Genomic DNA, 17,334 nt, shown 5'->3' on the forward strand with positions numbered 1-17,334 from the left:
CTATGCAAAAACTACTTCGCCGCACCGCGCTGGCCACCCTCGCCGCGCTCACCTTCGGTGCCACCGGCGCCGCCTTCGCGCAGGACATCAAGCCGCGCATCATCCGCTTCGGCTACGGCCTGAACGAGCAAAGCAACCAGGGCCGCGCCGCCAAGGTGCTGGCCGAAGCCGTGGAGAAAGCCTCTGGCGGCAAGATGAAGCTGCGCGCCATCGGCGCCGCGGCCCTTGGCCCGGACACCCAGATGCAGCAAGCCCTGGTCGGCGGCGCGCAGGAAATGATGGTCGGCTCCACTGCCACCCTGGTCGGCATCACCAAGGAAATGGCGCTGTGGGACACGCCGTTTTTGTTCAACAACGCGCAAGAGGCTGACGCCGTGCTCGACGGCCCGATCGGCCAGAAGGTCATGGCCAAGCTCCAAGAAAAAGGCCTGGTCGGCCTGGTCTACTGGGAAAACGGCTTTCGCAACCTGACCAACAACAAGCGCCCGATCACCAAGCTGGAAGACATGGACGGCGTGAAGCTGCGCGTGATGCAGAACGAGGTGTTCCTGAACAGCTTCAAGTCGCTGGGCGCAAACGCCATTCCCCTGCCCTTCAGCGAACTCTTCAGCGCGCTGGAAACCAAGGCGGTGGACGGCCAGGAAAACCCCTTCAACACCATCGTCTCCAGCAAGTTCTATGAGGTGCAGAAGTACCTGAGCGTGACCAATCACGTCTACAGCCCCTGGATCGTGCTGGCCAGCAAGAAATGGTGGGACGGCCTGAGCAAGGATGAGCAGAAAGTGCTGCTCGACGCCGCCAAGACCAGCCGCGACTTCGAGCGCAAGGACACCCGCGACGAAGCCGCCAAGGCCCTGGCCGACCTGAAGTCCAAGGGCATGCAGATCAACGAACTGGCCCCCGCCGAGACCGCCCGCATGCGCGACAAGCTGACCAAGGTGAACGCCCTGGTGGCCACCAATGTCGGCATGGAACTGTGGAACGAAACCCAGGCCGAGCTGGCCAAAAAACGCGGCAAGTAAGCCCCATCCCGTCCACCAGCGAAAACGCCACCAGCTATATTATTAATAGCTGGTGGCGCTGGTGGTATCTGCGCTAGAGGCCTAAAAGGCTTAAATCAGCTGCCGGCGACCTTCATCTTGTTGATCAAGATCGAACCCACGGTTTTGGCGCCGTAGTTGTAGGTATCCGCGCCAATCGCCTGGATGCCCTTGAACATGTCTTTCAGATTGCCGGCAATGGTGATCTCTTCCACCGGGAAGGCGATTTCGCCGTTCTCCACCCAGAAGCCGCTGGCACCGCGCGAATAGTCGCCGGTCACGTAGTTCACGCCCTGGCCCATCAGCTCGATCACGAACAGGCCGGTGCCCAGCTTCTTCAGCATCGCGTCCAAGTCGTCGCCTGGGCGGGTGCGGCTGGAGGACAGCACCAGGTTGTGCGAACCGCCGGCATTGCCGGTGGTCTTCATGCCCAGCTTGCGCGCCGAATAGCTGCTCAGGAAGTAGCCCTCGACCCGGCCCGCGTCCACCACGGTACGCGCCTTGACGCGTACGCCTTCTTCGTCGAACGGCGAGCTGCCTTTGCCGCGCTTCACAAACGGGTCTTCCAGCAGCTGGATGTGCTTGGGGAAGACCTGCTTGCCCAGCGAATCCAGCAAAAACGTGCTCTTGCGGTACAGCGCACCGCCGCTGACGGCCTGCACAAAGCCGCCCAGCAGCCCGGCCGCCAGAGGCGACTCGAACAGCACCGGGCATTCGATCGTCGGGATCTTGCGTGACTTCAGGCGGCTCAATGCGCGCTGGGCGGCGTAGCGGCCCACCGACTCGGGCGAGGCCAGTTCGTCGGCGCTGCGCATCGAGCTGTACCAGGCGTCGCGCTGCATGCCGCTGCCCTTGCCGGCAATCGGCGCCACCGACAGCGAATGCCGCGAACTCGCATAGCCGCCGCGGAAACCATTGGTGTGCGCGCTGAAGAAGTGCGACTGCTGGGCCGACACGCCCGCGCCTTCGCTGTTGGTGATGTGCTTGCTGGTCTGCAAGGCCGCAGCCTCGCATTCCATGGCGATCTGGGCCGCGTCTTCGCTGGTGATGGCCCAGGGGTGGAACAGGTCCAGGTCGACCTGGCGCTTGGCGATGTCCTTAGCGCTGGGCAGGCCGGCGGCCGGGTCTTCAGCGGTGAAGCGGGCGATGTCGTAGGCGGCCTGCACGGTTTGCTGGATCGCCGCCTTGGAGAAGTCGGAGGTGCTGGCATTACCGCGGCGCTTGCCCATGTAGACAGTGATGCCCAGGGATTTGTCGCGGTTGCGCTCCACGGTTTCCAGCGCGCCCTTGCGCACCGAAACGCTGAGGCCACAGCCCTCGGAGGCCTCGGCCCCGGCGTCGGTGGCGCCGAGTTTTTTGGCGTGCGCCAGGGCACTGTCGACCAGTTCTTCGAAGAATGGACGGCTGTAGGCAAAGCCGCTGTCGGGGCGGGAGGCGTTGGAATCTGGTTTTTTCATGTTGGCGGCTATGATACTTGCCACCGCGCTCACTGCGCCGCGCCGCCACGGATACCCGCACACGGCGCCAAATCACTCAAAAAAAACATGTCACGCAAACTCACCAAAGGCTACTACGTCCACGGCAAATTCGTTGCCGAAGGTAGCGAACTGGACATCCAGCTCAAAGCCGAACTCAAGGGCACGGACGCATCCAGCCGCACCGACCTCAAGAAGGAAAGTGACGAACTGCAAAAGCTGGGCGAAGACCTGCTGACCCTGCGCCAAGACCTGTTCACCAAGCTGCAACTGGGCGAAAAGCTGCATGACGCGGTGGTGGAATCCAAGCGCATCACCAACTTCGAAGGCAAGCGCCGCCAGATGCAGTTCATCGGCAAACTCATGCGCAAGCAAGAGCCCGAGATGCTGGAAGCCATCCGCGCCGCGCTGAAGGTGCAGCAGTTCGGCTCGGCCCAGGAAAACCTGGCCCTGCACAAAGCCGAAACCTGGCGTGATCGCCTGATTGCCGACGACGCCGCCGTCGGCGAGTGGATTGCCGCCTTCCCGCAAACCGACACCCAGCAGCTGCGCGCCCTGGTGCGCCAGGCCCGCAAAGACCTGGTGCCCGCAACGCCCGGCGCCCTGCCCCGCCACGGCCGCGCCTACCGCGACATCTTCCAGCTGGTGCGCGAGCACCTGTCGGAAACAGACGGCCCGCTGAACGACGGCACGGTCGAAGAATGAGCACGGCCTTCGATCCGGTGAAGATCGGCATCGTCTCGGTCAGCGACCGGGCCAGCACCGGCGTCTACGAAGACAAAGGCCTGCCCGCCCTGCAGGACTGGCTGACGCGGGCACTGAAGAACCCCATCGAATTCGTGCCGCGCCTGATCCCCGACGAGCAGGCCGTCATCAGCGCCACCCTGGTCGAGCTGGTCAACGCCGGCTGCAGCCTGGTGCTGACCACCGGCGGCACCGGCCCGGCGCTGCGCGATGTCACGCCCGAGGCCACCCTGGCCATCGCCCACAAGGAAATGCCCGGCTTTGGCGAGCAGATGCGCCAGATCAGCCTGAAGTTCGTGCCCACCGCCATCCTGTCGCGCCAAACTGCCGTCATCCGCGACAAAAGCCTGGTGATCAACCTGCCCGGCCAGCCCAAGGCGATTGCCGAGACGCTGGAAGGCCTGCCCGCCCTGGGCACACCCGGCATCTTTGCCGCCGTGCCCTACTGCATCGACCTGATCGGCGGCCCCTACCTGGAAACCGACGACGCAGTGTGCAAGGCCTTCCGTCCCAAATCGGCCATCCGCGCCAGCACCGGCCAGTAACCGTGTGCCCGGCAGGGCTTCATGGCCCTGCTAAAAATAGCTTTTAGCCCCTCTCTCTCTGTTCTGCAAGGAGACCCCATGCAAGTCCTGAAACTGGCCGCCTTTTCCGACGGCGACACGGGCGGCAACCCCGCTGGCGTGGTGGTGGCCCACGAGCTGCCCACCGACGCCGAAATGCAGCGCACCGCCGCCCTGGTCGGCTTCTCGGAAACCGCCTTCGCCGCGCCCGCGGGCAGCGGCTGGCGGGTGCGCTACTTCTCCCCCGAAAACGAGGTGCCGTTCTGCGGCCACGCCACGGTGGCACTGGGCGCAGCCCTGGCCCAGCAGCAAGGCGACGGCGTGTTTGCGCTGACCTTGAACCACGCCCACATCACGGTCGAAGGCCGGCGCAGCGGCAGCCTGGTCGCCGCCGCACTGCAGTCGCCGCCCACGCGCAGCCAGCCCGCACCCGCGGCCCTGGTGGCCGAGGCCCTGGCCTTGTTTGGCTACAGCACCCACGACCTGGACCCGCGGATTCCGCCGGCCCTGGTACACGGCGGCGCCGACCACCTGGTGCTGGCGCTGAAGACCCGCAGCGCCCTGGCCACCATGCACTACAACCTGGCCGCCGGCCGCAGCCTGATGCTGCGCGAAGGCCTGGTCACCATCCTGCTGGCGTTTGCCGAGTCGGCGCAGCGCTTCCACACCCGCAACGCCTTTGCTTCCGGCGGCGTGCTGGAAGACCCGGCCACCGGCGCCGCCACCGCCGCCTTGGCCGGCTATCTGCGCGACCTGGACTGGCCGCACGGCGGTGCCATCGACGTGGTGCAGGGCGAGGACATGGGCATGCGCTCGCTACTGCATGCCGACATCCCGGCCACGCCGGGCAGCTCGATACGGGTATCGGGCAGCGTGCGGAATATGGCCGACTAAGGCTGCGGGGTAGGCAGCCCGAACAGGGCCGCCGCGTTGTCCCATGCGATCTGCCGCGCCACCGGGGTCGGCAAATCGCCTAGCCAGCGGCGGTAGCCCTGCATCAACGCGTCGTAGTACTGCCAGCGCTGGTTCACCCAGGTGTCGGAACCAATCACGAAGCGGCCCGGGTATTTGAGCAGCAGCGCGCGCCAATCCGGGCAGAGCTTGCCATCGGCGCAGGTCAGGCCGGGCCGGTACGACAGCTCGCCAACCAGCAATGGGTATTTGGCAAACAGCGCATCCACCCGCTCCACGCTAGCGCCGCCAATGCCAGTATGGGCCCAGATCAGGCGCAGCTTCTGGCCTTTGCTGGGCGCGTTGGCCATCAGCAGGTCGATGGCCACGTCGTCCACATGGGCCAGCACGGCCAGGTTCTTCTCTTCGGCAAACACTATCAGCTGCTTGGCCACCGCGCCGTTGGCGTTGGCGCTGTCGTACAAATGGAATTCGCCTATGCCCCGGTAGGCCCCGGCCGCCGTGCCGCGGGCGAACTCGGTCTGCACCATCTCGAAGATGCTGGGGTCGCGGAACCAGTTGTCGTAGTCGGCACGGGTGCGGTACAGCCGGATGAACGGCACCACGCGCACGCCGGCCTGCGCGGTCTGCGGTGCTTCGGCCAGCGACTTGGTGCCGTCGTTCGGCCGCGAATTGGCGACGATGGCCCGCACGCCGTTGCGCTGCATGCGCGCCAGCACATCGGCCAGCGGATGCGGGCCGTTCCAGGCTTCTTCGTTGTAGTGCAGATGCGCATCGAACAGCGGGCCGGTGTACGGCGCATCGGCAGCGCGAGCTGCATTTACTATCAAAAAAGTAGCTGCCAGCGCAGGCAGTACCTGCGCCAGCGGCCTGAAAAGCTTGAAGATCGTAGGATGGGGCATGCGGGCTCCTGCAGGTGGATCTGCATCGTAGCGCCTGCTGCCAAGCCCGCCCATGCCCAGGCTAAGATAGCCCGGCTTTCACCGCCCCCTCCATGCACCTCCCCCACATCCTGCTGCTCGAAGACGACCCGGCCATCGCCAAAACCGTGGTCTACGCCTTCGAGCGCGCGGGGCTGCGGGTCTCGCACTGCCTGCTGGTGGCGGATGCGCTGCGCCAGCTAGAGATCGCGCCGCCCGATCTGCTGGTGCTCGACATTGGCCTGCCCGACGGCTCGGGCCTGGACGTGTGCCGCCAGGTGCGCGCCAGCCCCACGCAGCGGCACCTGCCGGTGCTGGTGCTCAGCGCGCAGGGCGAAGAGATCGACCGTGTCGTCGGCCTGGAGCTGGGTGCCGACGACTACGTGACCAAGCCCTTCAGCCCGCGCGAGCTGGTGGCGCGGGTGCGCGGCCTGCTGCGCCGGGCTTCGGCCCCGACCAGCCCGACGCCGCCCGCCCCCACCGGCTTCACGCTGGACCTGGACGGCCAGCGCGCCACCTGGCAAGGCCAGGCCTTGCCGCTGACCCGGCGAGAGTTGGGCCTGCTGGCCGAGCTGCTGCGCCAGCCCGGGCGCATCCGCAGCCGCGACGCGCTGCTCAGCGCGGTATGGGGCAACGACTCGGAAAGCAGCGACCGTACGGTGGACACGCACATCAAAACCCTGCGCGCCAAGCTGCAGCAGATCACGCCCACGCTCGACCCCATCGCCACGCACCGTGGCCTGGGCTACTCGGTTTCCACGTCGGCGTAAATAGTGCATCTGGGCATCCGCATCCTGTTTGGCTTCTTCCTGATCACCGGGCTGGCCGGCCTTTTCGTGCTGCGCATCTTTGTGGCCGAGGTCAAACCCAGCGTGCGCGAGGTGATGGAAGACATGATGGTCGACACCGCCAACATCCTGGCCGAGCTGGCCGTCGACGACCTGCGCGCCGGCAACATGGCGCAGGGCCGGTTCGCCACCCAGGTGGGCGCCTATGCGCGCCGGCCCATAGACGCGCGCATCTGGGGCCTGGACAAGCAGTCGCTGGACTTCCGCGTCTACGTGACCGACGCCAAGGGCACGGTCATGTTTGACTCGGCCCGGGTGGCGGTGGGGCAAGACTATTCGCAGTGGCGCGACGTGGCCCGCACCCTGCGCGGCGAGTACGGCGCCCGGGCCACGCGCCAGGTCTACGAAGACGACCGCAGCTCGGTGCTGTACGTGGCCGCGCCCGTCAACTACGGCGGCCAGGTCATCGGCGTGCTAACGGTGGCCAAGCCGGTGGCCACGGTGCAGGCCTTCATCGACCGGGCCGAGCGCAAGATTCTGGTCAGCGGCTTCTGGCTGCTGGGCCTGTCGGCGGCGGTGGGGGTGGCGGTGACGCTGTGGGTGGTCTACAGCATCCGCCAGCTGCGCCGCTACGCCAATGCCATGGAGGCCGGCAAGAAGCTGCCGCTACCGCGCATCCCCGGCGAGCTGGGCGAGCTGGCGCGGGCCATGCAGGCGATGCGCCAGCGGGTCGAAGGACGCGACTACATCGAAGGCTATGTGCGCGCCCTGACCCACGAGCTGAAGAGCCCGCTGGCCGCCATCCGCGGTGCCGGCGAGCTGCTGCAGGAGCCGCTGCCCGAGCTGGACCGGCAGGAATTCGCCGCCGACGTGCTGGCGCAGACCCGGCGCCTGCAGAGCCTGGTGGACCGCCTACTGGAGCTCAGCAAGCTAGAGCAGCGCCAGGAACTGCTGCAACCACAGCGCCTGCTGCTGACCGACTATTTGGCATCATTTATAGCCCTGGCGCAGGTAGACCGTGCGCATATAGCTATAGACTTGATAGCAATTAGCAGCCCGGCCACAGCCCGCATCGAAGCCGACTTGCTGGCGCTGGCCCTGGGCAATCTGCTGGACAACGCCGCCGCCTTTGCCCCGCCGGGCAGCCGCATTTCCCTGAGCGTCGAAGGCCAGGCCATCGTGGTGCAGGACAGCGGCCCCGGCGTGCCCGACTATGCGCTGCCCAAGCTGGGGCAGAAGTTCTTCTCCACCGTGCGGCCCGACGGCATCACCAAAGGCTCGGGCCTGGGCCTGGCCATCGTGCAGCAGATCATGGCGCTGCATGGCGGGCATATGCAGGTGCGCAACACCCAACCCGGGCTGCGGGTGGAGCTGCACTTTCCGCCTTGAACACGTCCTTAATACGCCAGACTTCACTTTCGCTTCACAGACTTCACGGCCCCCTCACCGTCGACCCGCAGACTCGCCGCATTCAACAAAGGAGTGGGCGATGAAGACAATTATTTTTGGAAAACTCGGCGGACTGTTGCTGGTGGCGATCTTGCTGCTGCTGGGGCTGGACCAGATCACCAGCCTGGTCCACGAACGCCAGGGGCGGCACCAAAGTGCAGTCGACAGCGTGGCCCGCAGCCTGGCCGGCAGCCAGACGCTGCTGGGGCCGCTGCTGCACATGCGTTGCACCGAGGAATGGAACACCTCCAGCGACAAAGGCCCGGTGCACCAGCGCCGCGATTTCACCCTGTCCGCGGCGCCCAGCAACCTGGCGCTCAGCGGCAGCAGCCAGGTGGAAGCCCGTGCGCGCGGCCTGCATGCCACCCAGGTCTACACCTACAAATCGCACATCAGCGCCCAATGGCCCAACCTGAAGGCGCTGGCCATGGGCCGGCAGAACACCGGCTCCAAGGTGCAATGCGACACCCCGGTGCTGATGCTGGCGGTGTCCGACGCGCGCGGCATCCGCCAGGCCGAGGTCAAGATCAACGGCGCAGTGCAAGAGGTGCAGGCCGGTACGCAGCACGCCGCCTACCCCCGTGGTATCCAGGCCAGCCTGCCAGGCAACATACAAGCCAACGCCCCGCTGGTGGCCGAGGTAGAGCTGGAATTGCTCGGCACCGAAAGCCTGAACTTCGTGCCCGTGGGCAGCGCCACCCAGGTCAACCTGACGTCCAACTGGCCACACCCCAGCTTCACCGGCCAGTTCCTGCCCTCAGAGCGCAAGATCAGCGAAAAAGGCTTTGAGGCCAGCTGGCGCATCTCCGCCCTGGCCAGCAACGCGCAGCAGGCCGTGCTCAGCGAAGGCGCGCTGTGCAGCGGCAACAGCATGGGCGGGTCCGCCCACGACAGCCCCGCCGATGCGGTCACGGCCGCCGCCGTGGTGGCCGGCAGCTCCGACTGTGTGGAAACCCTGGGGCTGGGCTTTATCGACCCGATCAACACCTATTCGCTGTCCGACCGGGCCACCAAATACGGCCTGCTGTTCATCGCGCTCACCTTCGTGGCGGTGGGCCTTTTCGAATTCATGCGCGGGCTGCGGGTCCACCCAGTGCAGTACTTCCTGGTAGGCGCGGCGATCAGCATCTTCTTCCTGCTGCTGGTGAGCCTGTCCGAGCACCTGCCGTTTGACGCCGCCTATGCCATCGGCGCCAGCGCCTGTGTGCTGCTGCTCAGCTACTACGCCAGCCACATGCTGCGCAGCTGGAAGCGCGGCCTGCCGTTTGGCGCGGGCATCGCCGCCTTGTACGGCCTGCTCTATATGCTGCTGCAACTGGAGCAAACCGCGCTGGTGGTGGGTGCGCTGGCCTTGTTCAGCGTGCTGGCCGCGGTGATGATGCTGACACGCAAGGTGGACTGGTATGGCCGGCTGCAGAGCCCACCCAACGCCACCTCTGCCGCCCAACCTGAAGCGCCATGAACCCATTCACCTTCCGCCCCCAGTGGCTGCTCGCAGCCCTGGCACTGCTAGCCATCGAAGTGACCATCGCCCGCTATGCGCCGCAGGGCGTGCTGCGCGGCTTTGGCGGCGATGTGCTGGTGGTGGTGCTGGTGTATGCCTTGCTGCGCAGCTGCGTGGCGCAGCCGGCCGCACGGCTGGCGCTATGGGCGCTGCTGTTCGCATGTGCGATCGAGGGCCTGCAAGGCCTGGGCATGGTCGACCTGCTGGGCCTGCACGACCAGACAGCGCTGCACCGCGTTCTGCGCATCGCCCTGGGCACCACCTTCGACCTGTGGGACCTGGTGGCCTACGGATGCGGCTGGCTGGTGTGCCGCGCGCTGGATCTGCCCGGGCTTGCCTTCCGGCCAGCCCGTTGAACCCGGGTGGACCCGACTAAAACCGGTTGGTAAATTCCGTAAACGTTGTCTCCGGGCAATGCCCGCTTGAACGACTGCCTTCGCGATTGCCTTCGTAGTAGTTCCAACGATATGCCATTTCAGTGCCATCCCGGCAAGCCACACCTTCGTACAACTTGCCGTAAGTGGCTCTGGCCCCCGAGGACGATCGAAAGCTATCCTTGACTTCAACCGCCAGCACGCCGTTTTCTGGATAAACCCTCAACACGCCAAAGGACGCATTGCTCGGAATGTCGTAATGGACATAGAGGGCGTTGCGCTCAGCATCCGGGGACGCATTGGTGATCAATATAAAAACAGCCTGTTGTTGCGCCACCAACTCTTGCTGCGTCAGGTGGGTAAACGATGAGGATTTGATTTTTGCGCCAAATTTCAGTGCCGAACCTAGCACCAGCAAAGGCTTTCGCTCCTCGGTATCCGCAGGGTTGAACCGATGCAGAAGCGATTTTTTAAACTTGCTGACAACTGCCGAGAAGATTTCATCGTCGCTGAATTTTTGCTGCTGCAGCTCCAAAGCCCACACAGGACTTGCAACACACAGCAGCACTAGCGCTATTAATTTTTGTACTCTCAAATACATCATCACTGAGCTGCCAAGAATGGGTTGAATGACCCGCGCCCCATGGGCGTAGCGAGCCGATAGTTTTGAAGTGGCCAGATTGCCGGTTGCCCGGGGCTCAATCTGCCCAGGCTTACTTGCCCACCAGCTCGTTGAGCTTGGCCGCCTCGAAACACTCGCTGCGGGCCGCGTCGCTGGGCACGCAGTCGGGCGTCTGCTGGCGGGCCGACAGGGTTTCGATGGCCTGCCACAGCAGCGCGATCTGGTGCTCCTGGCTGGAGGCGTTGTCGATCAGGCCGCGCATGGCTTCGCCGATCGGGTCGCCATCTGGGGTGATGCCATAGGCGCTGAAGCGCGGCGTGGCCATGGCGGCATCGCCCACCTGGCCGTCTTTCGGCAGGATGATGCGGGCCGGAATGCCCACCGCCGTGGCGCCAGCCGGCACCGGCTTGATGACCACGGCGTTCGAGCCGATCTTGGCGCCATCGCCCACGGTGAAGCCGCCCAGCACCTTGGCACCAGCGCTGACCACCACGTCGCGGCCCAGGGTCGGGTGGCGTTTCGTACCCTTGTACAGCGAGGTGCCGCCCAGCGTCACGCCCTGGTAGATGGTGCAGCCGTCGCCAATTTCGGCGGTCTCGCCGACCACCACGCCCATCGCGTGGTCGAAGAAAACCCGCTCGCCCAGCTTGGCGCCGGGGTGGATTTCGATGCCGGTGAGCCAGCGCGCGCAATGCGAGATGAAGCGCCCCAGCCATTTGAAGTTGCGGTTCCACAAGCCATGGGCCACGCGGTGCAGCACCACGGCGTGCAGGCCCGGATAGCAGGTCAGCACCTCCCAGGTACTGCGGGCAGCGGGGTCACGGTCGAGGATGCAGCGGATGTCGGAGCGGAGGCGGGAAAACATCAGAATAGTCTAGTCGTTTGCTGGGGATTGCGCTTTATCCGCCATCTGCGAGATGGCTTTGGCGATGCCACGCAGGATGTGGATTTCTTCCTGCAGCGGCTGGGCGCGGTTGAACAGCTGGTTCAGGCGTGGCATCAGCTTCTTGGGCGCTGCCGGGTCCAGGAAGCCCAGCTCGGTGAGCGCCTGCTCCCAGTGCGCCAGCATGCCGGCCACCTGGCGTGCGTCGGCCCGCACCGGCTCCGGTGTAGAGGCCTCGACCGCGAAGCCGCCCAGGGCCATGCGCCATTCGTAGGCGATCAGCTGTACGGCGGCAGCCAGGTTCAGCGAGCCGAACTTGGGGTTGGTGGGAATGCTGAGAGCCACATGGCTGCGGTACACGTCTTCGTTGGCCATGCCGAAGCGTTCGCAGCCAAACAGAAACGCCACGCCCTCCGGCAGGCTTGATGGCAAATCGACCTCCGACGCATATTCCGCCTGCGCGGGAAGCTCCTGTTTCAATAGCATTTCAAAATGCTGGCGTGGCGCGCGGGTAGGCGGGCCGAAGTCGCGCGGCGTCATCGCCGTGGCACACAAATGGTCCATGCCGTCCAGCGCCTCGTCCAGCGTGGCGACGATGCGGGCATTGTTCAGTACGTCCAGGGCGCCGCTGGCGCGCTGTATGGTTTCCAGCCGGCGCAGCACATTTGGCCAGCGCGGGTTGACCAGCACCAGGTCGTCGAAGCCCATGACTTTCATGGCGCGGGCAGTAGCGCCCACATTGCCAGCGTGGCTGGGTTGGATCAGAATAAAACGGGTTTGCATCGGCAATATCGGGGAAATTGGGCGAACAGGTAAAATCCCCCGATTGTCGCTGCCTGCATCGCCCGGCCGCTCTTCATTTGCTCTTACCTACAATCTATGGCGCTCCCCAACCTACACCCGATGCTTAACGTGGCCGTCAAGGCCGCCCGTGCCGCTGGCTCCCTCATCAACCGTGCGGCACTCGATGTCGAAGCGGTGCGAATCTCGCAAAAGCAGATCAACGACTTCGTCACCGAAGTCGATCAGGCGGCCGAGAAAGTGATCATCGAGACACTGCTGACGGCCTACCCCGGCCACGGCATACTGGCAGAAGAATCGGGTTCGGAGTTTGGCGCCAAAGATTCAGAGTTTGTGTGGATCATCGATCCACTCGACGGCACCACCAACTTCATCCACGGCTTTCCGTTCTACTGCGTCAGCATCGCGCTGGCCGTGCAGGGCAAGATCGAACAGGCCGTGGTCTATGACCCCACCCGCAACGACTTGTTCACCGCCACCAAGGGCCGTGGCGCCTACATGAACGAGCGCCGCATCCGCGTGTCCAAGCGCGTGCGCTTGAACGAATGCCTGATCTCCACGGGCTTCCCGTTCCGTCCGGGCGACAACTTCAAGAACTACCTGGGCATGATGTCCGACCTGATGCCCAAGCTGGCCGGCATGCGCCGCCCGGGCGCAGCCGCGCTGGACATGGCCTATGTGGCCGCCGGCTTTACCGACGGCTTCTTTGAAACCGGCCTGAACCCCTGGGACATGGCCGCTGGCTCGCTGCTGATCACCGAAGCCGGTGGTCTGGTGGGCAACTTCACCGGCGAAGCCGACTTCCTGGAACAAAAGGAATGCATGGCCGCCAATCCCCGCGTCTATGGCCAGCTGGTCAGCATCCTGGGCAAGTACAGCAAGTTCGCCAGCGCGGGCGAAAAAGCCACGCTGCGCCAGGCCGCTGCTGCAGATGCCGAAGAAGCCGTCAGCACCGAGCCTGACGCCAGCGCCAGCGAAGACGCGCCGTTCTAAGCCCGGCGCCGCGTAGCCGGGGCCCACAGCTACCGCAATGCCGGTAGCGCGGTTTCCGTCAGCTTGAAAACGCCCACGGCCTGGGCCAGGCGCTGCGCTTGGTCGCGCAGGCTTTCGGCGGCGGCCGCCGATTCTTCGACCAGTGCTGCGTTCTGCTGCGTCATCTGGTCCAGCTGGCTGACCGAGGTGTTCAGCTGGCCAATCCCTTCAGACTGCTCGCCCGACGCCGCAGTGATCTCGCCGATGATGTCGCTCACGCGCTGCACCGAACCAACGATCTCCTCCATGGTCTGGCCGGCACTCTGCACCAGCCGCGAGCCTCCCGCCACTTTGCCCACCGAGGCGCTGATCAGCAGCTTGATCTCCTTGGCGGCCTCGGCGCTGCGCTGCGCCAGGTTGCGCACCTCGCTGGCCACCACGGCAAAGCCACGGCCTTGTTCGCCAGCACGGGCTGCCTCTACGGCGGCGTTCAAGGCCAGGATGTTGGTCTGGAAGGCGATGCCGTCGATCACGCCAATGATGTCGCCAATCTTCTGCGAGCTGCGGTTGATGTCATCCATGGTCGCCACCACCTGGCCCACCACCGCGCCACCGCGCGCTGCCACTTCGGCGGCCGACGCCGCCAGCTGGTTCGCCTGGCGTGCCGCATCGGCCGAGCTCTTCACCGTATCGGTAAGCTGCTCCATGCTGGTGGCGGCAGTTTGCAAGTTGCTGGCCGTTTGTTCGGTGCGCACGCTCAGGTCCTGGCTGCCGCTGGCGATCTCGGAGCTGGCCGTGCCTATGCTTTCCACCGAGGCGCGCACCTGCAGCAGGGTCTGGCAATAGCGTTGGCGCAGGCTCTCGACTTCGTTCACCAGCGCCCCGATTTCATCCTGGCGCGCCGAATGGAACACCTGGGTCAGGTCGCCCTGCGCCACCAGGGTGATGGCGCCGGTCAATTCCCCCAGCGGCTGGCTCACCGTGCGGCGCACCAGCATGAACAAGCCGGCGGCCAGCAGCAGCGCCGTGCCTACCAGCAGGCTCCAGATGACCCGCATATTGGCCCAGTACAGCGCCATGGATTCCTGTTCGGAAATTTCGGCCACGATCCAGCCACCGCCCTCCTTGGTCTTGCGCATCACGGCCCAGCGGTCTTCGCCCGGCTCGCCCAGAAACGACGGCGCGTGGCGCACATAGCCTTCGGGCGCTTCGGCCAGGGCGGCCAGAAACTTGTCGGCATCGGGGTAGACTTCCAGTACCTTCTTGCCCCTGGCCTGCGGGTGCGCAGTAAACCGGGCGTCCACCAGCGGGCCGCTGGCGTCGATGTAGTAGGCCCCGCCGGTGTCAAAAAACCGGGTGTCGGCAATCTGCTTGCCCATCACGAATTGCTGGAACGACACATCGCTGCCCGCAAACAGCACGCCCACCACCGCGCCTGCCGCGTCCTTCAGTGGTTCGAACTGGGCCATATAGGGCTTGCCGTACAGCTTGACCGGGCCGGCATAGCTCTCGCCCGCCAGCACCAGCTTGTAGGCCGGATGGTTGCGGTCCAGCAGCGTGCCGATATCCCGGGCTCCGTCGTCCTTGCGCAGCGACGAAGTGATGGATTCAAAATCCTCTCCCTTTTTGGCAAACACCGTGGCCACACCGCCGGTATCGCGCGAATATTTGTCCACCGCCTGGAAGTCGTCGTTGATCGCCGCGCCGCCGCTGACCAGCTCGCCGCTGGCCGGGTCAAGCGCCACGGTGCGGTCAAAGTTACGCCGGATGCTGGTGAAGGACTTGACCACCAGCCCGCGGTTGACCTGGTCCGACGCATCGGCCGAGGCCACCATGCCCTGCACCCGCTCGGCCACCGAAGCTACCCGCAGCGCGTGGATGCTGTTGTGTTCCATCACCCCGATAGCCACCCCCACGCCGATCAGCACCGCCGTCAGACCGGCGAACGACAGCAGCGCCAACTTGCGCGCCACCGACTTCTTCTGCATCTTGAACTTGAACATTGTCTCCGTCCTCTTCTTATGTAAATGCCAACAGATACGGGCGCGCCTGCACAGGGCTGGCGTATAAAAAACGCCGCCCGGCCAGATGGCCGCGCGGCGTTATCAAAGATGTCTGGCTGTATGCGCGGTAAACCGACGCCGCGCTACACGGGCTCCGCCTGTCCGCTGTGCAGCGAACGGGTGATGGCCAGCCCGATGCGGGTGGCTTCCAGTGCATCGGCCAGGGTCAGCGTCAACGGCTGCTCGCCGCGGCAGGCCGCGACAAAGGCCGCCATCTCGGTGGCGAATGCGGTCTCGAAGCGCTCGTAAAAGTCCTTCACCACCGCGTGGCGCACGCCATGGCTGTCGCTGCGCACCACGCGGTCGCGGGCCGCGTGCTCGCCCACCGTCAGCTTGCCGGCGGTACCTATGACTTCGGTGCTGGTTTCATGCCCATGGGCCATGGTGCGCGATGCGTACAGCACAGCCCGCGCGCCGCCTTCAAATTCGACAATCGCCAGGCCGTTATCCACATCGCCAAACTCGGCCAGCGCCGGGTGCAGCGCCGTGGTGCCGGTGGCAAATGCGCGCAAGGCTTTGGGCCGACCCAGCATCCAGCGCGCCAGGTCGATGTCGTGCACGCTGCAGTCCATGAAGATGCCGCCCGAGGTGGGCGCAAACCGCACGAAGAAGCCTTCGGGGTCGTTCTGGTCGCAGGTCTGCGAACGCACCAGGAATGGCTGGCCGATCTCGCCCGCTGCCACGCTGGCCTGGGCGGCCATGTAGCTGGGGTCAAAGCGCCGCACAAAGCCGACCATCGCAACCTGCGCCGGATGCCGCTCGGCCACGGCCAGCACGCGTTCGCAGTCGGCCACGTTCAGGGCCAAAGGTTTTTCCACGAACACATGCTTGCCAGCTTCGAGTGCAGCAATCGTCTGGTTCGCGTGCAGCGAGGTCGGCGTGACCAGCACCACTGCGTCGATCTCCGGGTCAGCGATGAAAGCGTCAAAGTCGTCATACAGACGGCCTATGCCCAGCTGCTCACCAGCAAATGCGCGTTCGCTGGCGACCGGGCTGCAGGCCGCAACCAGATTGCAGTGGCGGGTGCGGAAGGCCAGGGCCTCCGCATGGCGTTGGCCCAGCCGGCCCAGGCCGGCGATGCCGATGCGCAATGGGGTAGAACCAGAGGTAGTCGCCATGGCTTAGAACAGTACTGGTTGGCCGCTCTTGCAGCTTTCAGCGGCGGCGTCGGCCAGCTTCTGGGCGGCCACACCATCGGCCACCGTGGTCTTGAACGGCGTGCCGGCTTGCAGAGCTTCGAAGAAGTGTGCGATCTCCAGCTTGTAGGCCGCGGCATAGCGCTGCAGGAAGAAGGCCTCGGGCTTGTCGGCATGGATGCCGCTGGCGTTCCACTGCACGACTTCAGTCGGCGTGTGGTTGCCGCATTGCAGCAGGCCGGCCGAGCCCAGCACTTCAAAGCGCTGGTCGTAACCGTAGGCGGCACGGCGGCTGGTGTTGATCTGGCACAGGCGGCCGGACTTGGTGCGGATGCTGACGGCGGTGCTGTCCACATCGCCGGCGGCGGCAATCGCCGGGTCGGTCAGCACCGATCCGGTGGCGCTGAGCCACACGGCTTCGTCGCCGTCGGCGCACAGAATCCAGCGGAACACGTCCAGGTCATGGATCAGCATGTCGCGGAAGATACCGCCGGAGGCCTTGATGTATTCCACCGGCGGTGCACCGGGGTCGCGGCTGGTGATGACCAGCATCTCGGGCTTGCCGATCTCGCCGGCCAGCAGACGGCGGCTGGCGTCGTTGAAGGTCGGGTCGAAACGGCGCTGAAAGCCGATCATGCAGGCCACACCGGCAGCCTTGACGGCGTCAGCGCAAGCCTGGGCGCGCGGCACCGACAGGTCCACCGGCTTTTCGCAAAAAATGTTCTTGCCGGCAGCAGCGGCGCGGGTGATCAGGTCGCTGTGGGTGTCGGTAGACGAGCAGATGGCCACCGCGTCAATGCTCTTGTCGGCCAGCACGGCTTCGATGGTGGACACCTGGGCGCCCAGTTGTTGTGCCAGGTCGCCGGCTGCGGCGGGTACCGGGTCGCACACGTACTGCAGCTTAACGCCAGGCAGTGCGGCGATGTTCGAGGAGTGGATGCGGCCAATGCGACCGGCACCGAAAACAGCAACGTTCTTCATAAATTTTCCAGAAAAAATAGCAGGGACAGGAACTTGAACAGGACTTGAAAACCCGCAAACCGGGCAACAGCAGGCAGGACTATACGGCGATTTTCGACAATCGAAAA

The 17,334-nt window shown here is 65.1% G+C and carries 17 protein-coding genes; 9 read left to right on the forward strand and 8 right to left on the reverse strand.

Features of this window, described 5'->3' with window-relative positions; translation table 11 throughout:
• Positions 1 to 2 precede the first annotated feature (2 nt).
• A complete protein-coding gene (locus BLT66_RS04915; RefSeq protein ID WP_092756251.1) occupies positions 3 to 1,022 on the forward strand; it encodes a TRAP transporter substrate-binding protein in 1,020 nt (339 codons plus the stop codon).
• A gap of 95 nt (positions 1,023 to 1,117) precedes the next feature.
• On the opposite strand, the gene pmbA is transcribed toward BLT66_RS04915, so the two are convergent.
• Positions 1,118 to 2,497 (reverse strand): metalloprotease PmbA, encoded by a 1,380-nt coding sequence (gene pmbA, locus BLT66_RS04920; protein WP_092756252.1) that lies wholly within the window; start codon positions 2,495 to 2,497, stop codon positions 1,118 to 1,120.
• A gap of 87 nt (positions 2,498 to 2,584) precedes the next feature.
• On the opposite strand from pmbA, the gene yjgA reads away from it, so the two are divergent.
• The 3 genes from yjgA (at position 2,585) to BLT66_RS04935 (ending at position 4,716) form a co-directional block, all read left to right on the forward strand.
• Positions 2,585 to 3,220: a ribosome biogenesis factor YjgA gene (gene yjgA / locus BLT66_RS04925; RefSeq protein WP_092756254.1), complete on the forward strand. Its 636-nt coding sequence runs from the start codon at positions 2,585 to 2,587 to the stop codon at positions 3,218 to 3,220.
• Positions 3,217 to 3,804, forward strand: a complete 588-nt coding sequence (mog, locus tag BLT66_RS04930; protein WP_092756256.1) for a molybdopterin adenylyltransferase — start codon at positions 3,217 to 3,219, stop codon at positions 3,802 to 3,804. Before yjgA ends, mog begins: the two co-directional genes overlap by 4 nt.
• 78 nt (positions 3,805 to 3,882) lie before the next feature.
• A complete protein-coding gene (locus BLT66_RS04935; protein ID WP_092756258.1) occupies positions 3,883 to 4,716 on the forward strand; it encodes a PhzF family phenazine biosynthesis protein in 834 nt (277 codons plus the stop codon).
• Here the strand turns inward: BLT66_RS04935 and BLT66_RS04940 are convergent.
• Positions 4,713 to 5,636, reverse strand: coding sequence for an amidohydrolase family protein (locus tag BLT66_RS04940; protein WP_255406771.1), 924 nt, complete (start codon positions 5,634 to 5,636; stop codon positions 4,713 to 4,715). The two genes, BLT66_RS04935 and BLT66_RS04940, sit on opposite strands and share 4 nt — an antisense overlap.
• A 92-nt stretch (positions 5,637 to 5,728) precedes the next feature.
• Here BLT66_RS04940 and creB point away from each other — a divergent pair, with 92 nt between their 5' ends.
• The 4 genes from creB (at position 5,729) to BLT66_RS04960 (ending at position 9,751) form a co-directional block, all read left to right on the forward strand.
• Positions 5,729 to 6,424, forward strand: a complete 696-nt coding sequence (gene creB / locus BLT66_RS04945) for a two-component system response regulator CreB (RefSeq protein WP_092756260.1) — start codon at positions 5,729 to 5,731, stop codon at positions 6,422 to 6,424.
• Between the two features lie 3 nt (positions 6,425 to 6,427).
• The gene (gene creC / locus BLT66_RS04950) at positions 6,428 to 7,831 is read left to right on the forward strand and encodes a two-component system sensor histidine kinase CreC (RefSeq protein WP_092756262.1); all 1,404 of its coding nucleotides are present in this window, start codon (positions 6,428 to 6,430) and stop codon (positions 7,829 to 7,831) included.
• 100 nt (positions 7,832 to 7,931) lie between these two features.
• Positions 7,932 to 9,353: a cell envelope integrity protein CreD gene (gene creD / locus BLT66_RS04955; RefSeq protein ID WP_092756264.1), complete on the forward strand. Its 1,422-nt coding sequence runs from the start codon at positions 7,932 to 7,934 to the stop codon at positions 9,351 to 9,353.
• Positions 9,350 to 9,751, forward strand: a complete 402-nt coding sequence (locus BLT66_RS04960) for a DUF2809 domain-containing protein (protein ID WP_092756266.1) — start codon at positions 9,350 to 9,352, stop codon at positions 9,749 to 9,751. The genes creD and BLT66_RS04960 overlap by 4 nt, the downstream gene beginning before the upstream one ends.
• A 16-nt stretch (positions 9,752 to 9,767) precedes the next feature.
• On the opposite strand, the gene BLT66_RS04965 is transcribed toward BLT66_RS04960, so the two are convergent.
• From BLT66_RS04965 to BLT66_RS04975, 3 genes are all read right to left on the reverse strand, one after another.
• Positions 9,768 to 10,373: a hypothetical protein gene (locus BLT66_RS04965; RefSeq protein ID WP_143029142.1), complete on the reverse strand. Its 606-nt coding sequence runs from the start codon at positions 10,371 to 10,373 to the stop codon at positions 9,768 to 9,770.
• Between the two features lie 109 nt (positions 10,374 to 10,482).
• Positions 10,483 to 11,256 (reverse strand): serine O-acetyltransferase, encoded by a 774-nt coding sequence (gene cysE / locus BLT66_RS04970; protein WP_092756270.1) that lies wholly within the window; start codon positions 11,254 to 11,256, stop codon positions 10,483 to 10,485.
• A gap of 9 nt (positions 11,257 to 11,265) precedes the next feature.
• Entirely contained in the window at positions 11,266 to 12,057 is a 792-nt protein-coding gene (locus tag BLT66_RS04975; RefSeq protein ID WP_092756272.1) for an RNA methyltransferase, read from the reverse strand.
• Positions 12,058 to 12,153: 96 nt separating this feature from the next.
• On the opposite strand from BLT66_RS04975, the gene BLT66_RS04980 reads away from it, so the two are divergent.
• The gene (locus tag BLT66_RS04980; protein ID WP_092756274.1) at positions 12,154 to 13,068 is read left to right on the forward strand and encodes an inositol monophosphatase family protein; all 915 of its coding nucleotides are present in this window, start codon (positions 12,154 to 12,156) and stop codon (positions 13,066 to 13,068) included.
• A gap of 29 nt (positions 13,069 to 13,097) precedes the next feature.
• Here BLT66_RS04980 and BLT66_RS04985 read toward each other — a convergent pair whose 3' ends face one another.
• The 3 genes from BLT66_RS04985 to iolG form a co-directional block, all read right to left on the reverse strand.
• Complete coding sequence (locus tag BLT66_RS04985; protein WP_092756276.1) at positions 13,098 to 15,050, reverse strand: methyl-accepting chemotaxis protein; 1,953 nt, start codon at positions 15,048 to 15,050, stop codon at positions 13,098 to 13,100.
• Between the two features lie 143 nt (positions 15,051 to 15,193).
• The gene (locus BLT66_RS04990) at positions 15,194 to 16,228 is read right to left on the reverse strand and encodes a Gfo/Idh/MocA family oxidoreductase (RefSeq protein WP_092756278.1); all 1,035 of its coding nucleotides are present in this window, start codon (positions 16,226 to 16,228) and stop codon (positions 15,194 to 15,196) included.
• Between the two features lie 3 nt (positions 16,229 to 16,231).
• Entirely contained in the window at positions 16,232 to 17,227 is a 996-nt protein-coding gene (gene iolG / locus BLT66_RS04995; protein ID WP_092756280.1) for an inositol 2-dehydrogenase, read from the reverse strand.
• Between the last annotated feature and the right edge of the window lie 107 nt (positions 17,228 to 17,334).

Source organism: Rhodoferax sp. OV413 (genome assembly GCF_900104385.1).
GTDB lineage: Bacteria > Pseudomonadota > Gammaproteobacteria > Burkholderiales > Burkholderiaceae_C > Rhodoferax_B.

Coding starts and splice junctions, on each gene's coding strand:
- BLT66_RS04980 (WP_092756274.1), top strand. CDS start 12,154: ATGGCGCTCCCCAACCTACACCCGATGCTTAACGTGGCCGTCAAGGCC.
- BLT66_RS04915 (WP_092756251.1), top strand. CDS start 3: ATGCAAAAACTACTTCGCCGCACCGCGCTGGCCACCCTCGCCGCGCTC.
- BLT66_RS04965 (WP_143029142.1), bottom strand. CDS start 10,373: ATGATGTATTTGAGAGTACAAAAATTAATAGCGCTAGTGCTGCTGTGT.
- BLT66_RS04990 (WP_092756278.1), bottom strand. CDS start 16,228: ATGGCGACTACCTCTGGTTCTACCCCATTGCGCATCGGCATCGCCGGC.
- iolG (WP_092756280.1), bottom strand. CDS start 17,227: ATGAAGAACGTTGCTGTTTTCGGTGCCGGTCGCATTGGCCGCATCCAC.
- BLT66_RS04975 (WP_092756272.1), bottom strand. CDS start 12,057: ATGCAAACCCGTTTTATTCTGATCCAACCCAGCCACGCTGGCAATGTG.
- cysE (WP_092756270.1), bottom strand. CDS start 11,256: ATGTTTTCCCGCCTCCGCTCCGACATCCGCTGCATCCTCGACCGTGAC.
- creB (WP_092756260.1), top strand. CDS start 5,729: ATGCACCTCCCCCACATCCTGCTGCTCGAAGACGACCCGGCCATCGCC.
- BLT66_RS04935 (WP_092756258.1), top strand. CDS start 3,883: ATGCAAGTCCTGAAACTGGCCGCCTTTTCCGACGGCGACACGGGCGGC.
- yjgA (WP_092756254.1), top strand. CDS start 2,585: ATGTCACGCAAACTCACCAAAGGCTACTACGTCCACGGCAAATTCGTT.
- BLT66_RS04985 (WP_092756276.1), bottom strand. CDS start 15,050: ATGTTCAAGTTCAAGATGCAGAAGAAGTCGGTGGCGCGCAAGTTGGCG.
- creD (WP_092756264.1), top strand. CDS start 7,932: ATGAAGACAATTATTTTTGGAAAACTCGGCGGACTGTTGCTGGTGGCG.
- mog (WP_092756256.1), top strand. CDS start 3,217: ATGAGCACGGCCTTCGATCCGGTGAAGATCGGCATCGTCTCGGTCAGC.
- pmbA (WP_092756252.1), bottom strand. CDS start 2,497: ATGAAAAAACCAGATTCCAACGCCTCCCGCCCCGACAGCGGCTTTGCC.
- BLT66_RS04960 (WP_092756266.1), top strand. CDS start 9,350: ATGAACCCATTCACCTTCCGCCCCCAGTGGCTGCTCGCAGCCCTGGCA.
- BLT66_RS04940 (WP_255406771.1), bottom strand. CDS start 5,636: ATGCCCCATCCTACGATCTTCAAGCTTTTCAGGCCGCTGGCGCAGGTA.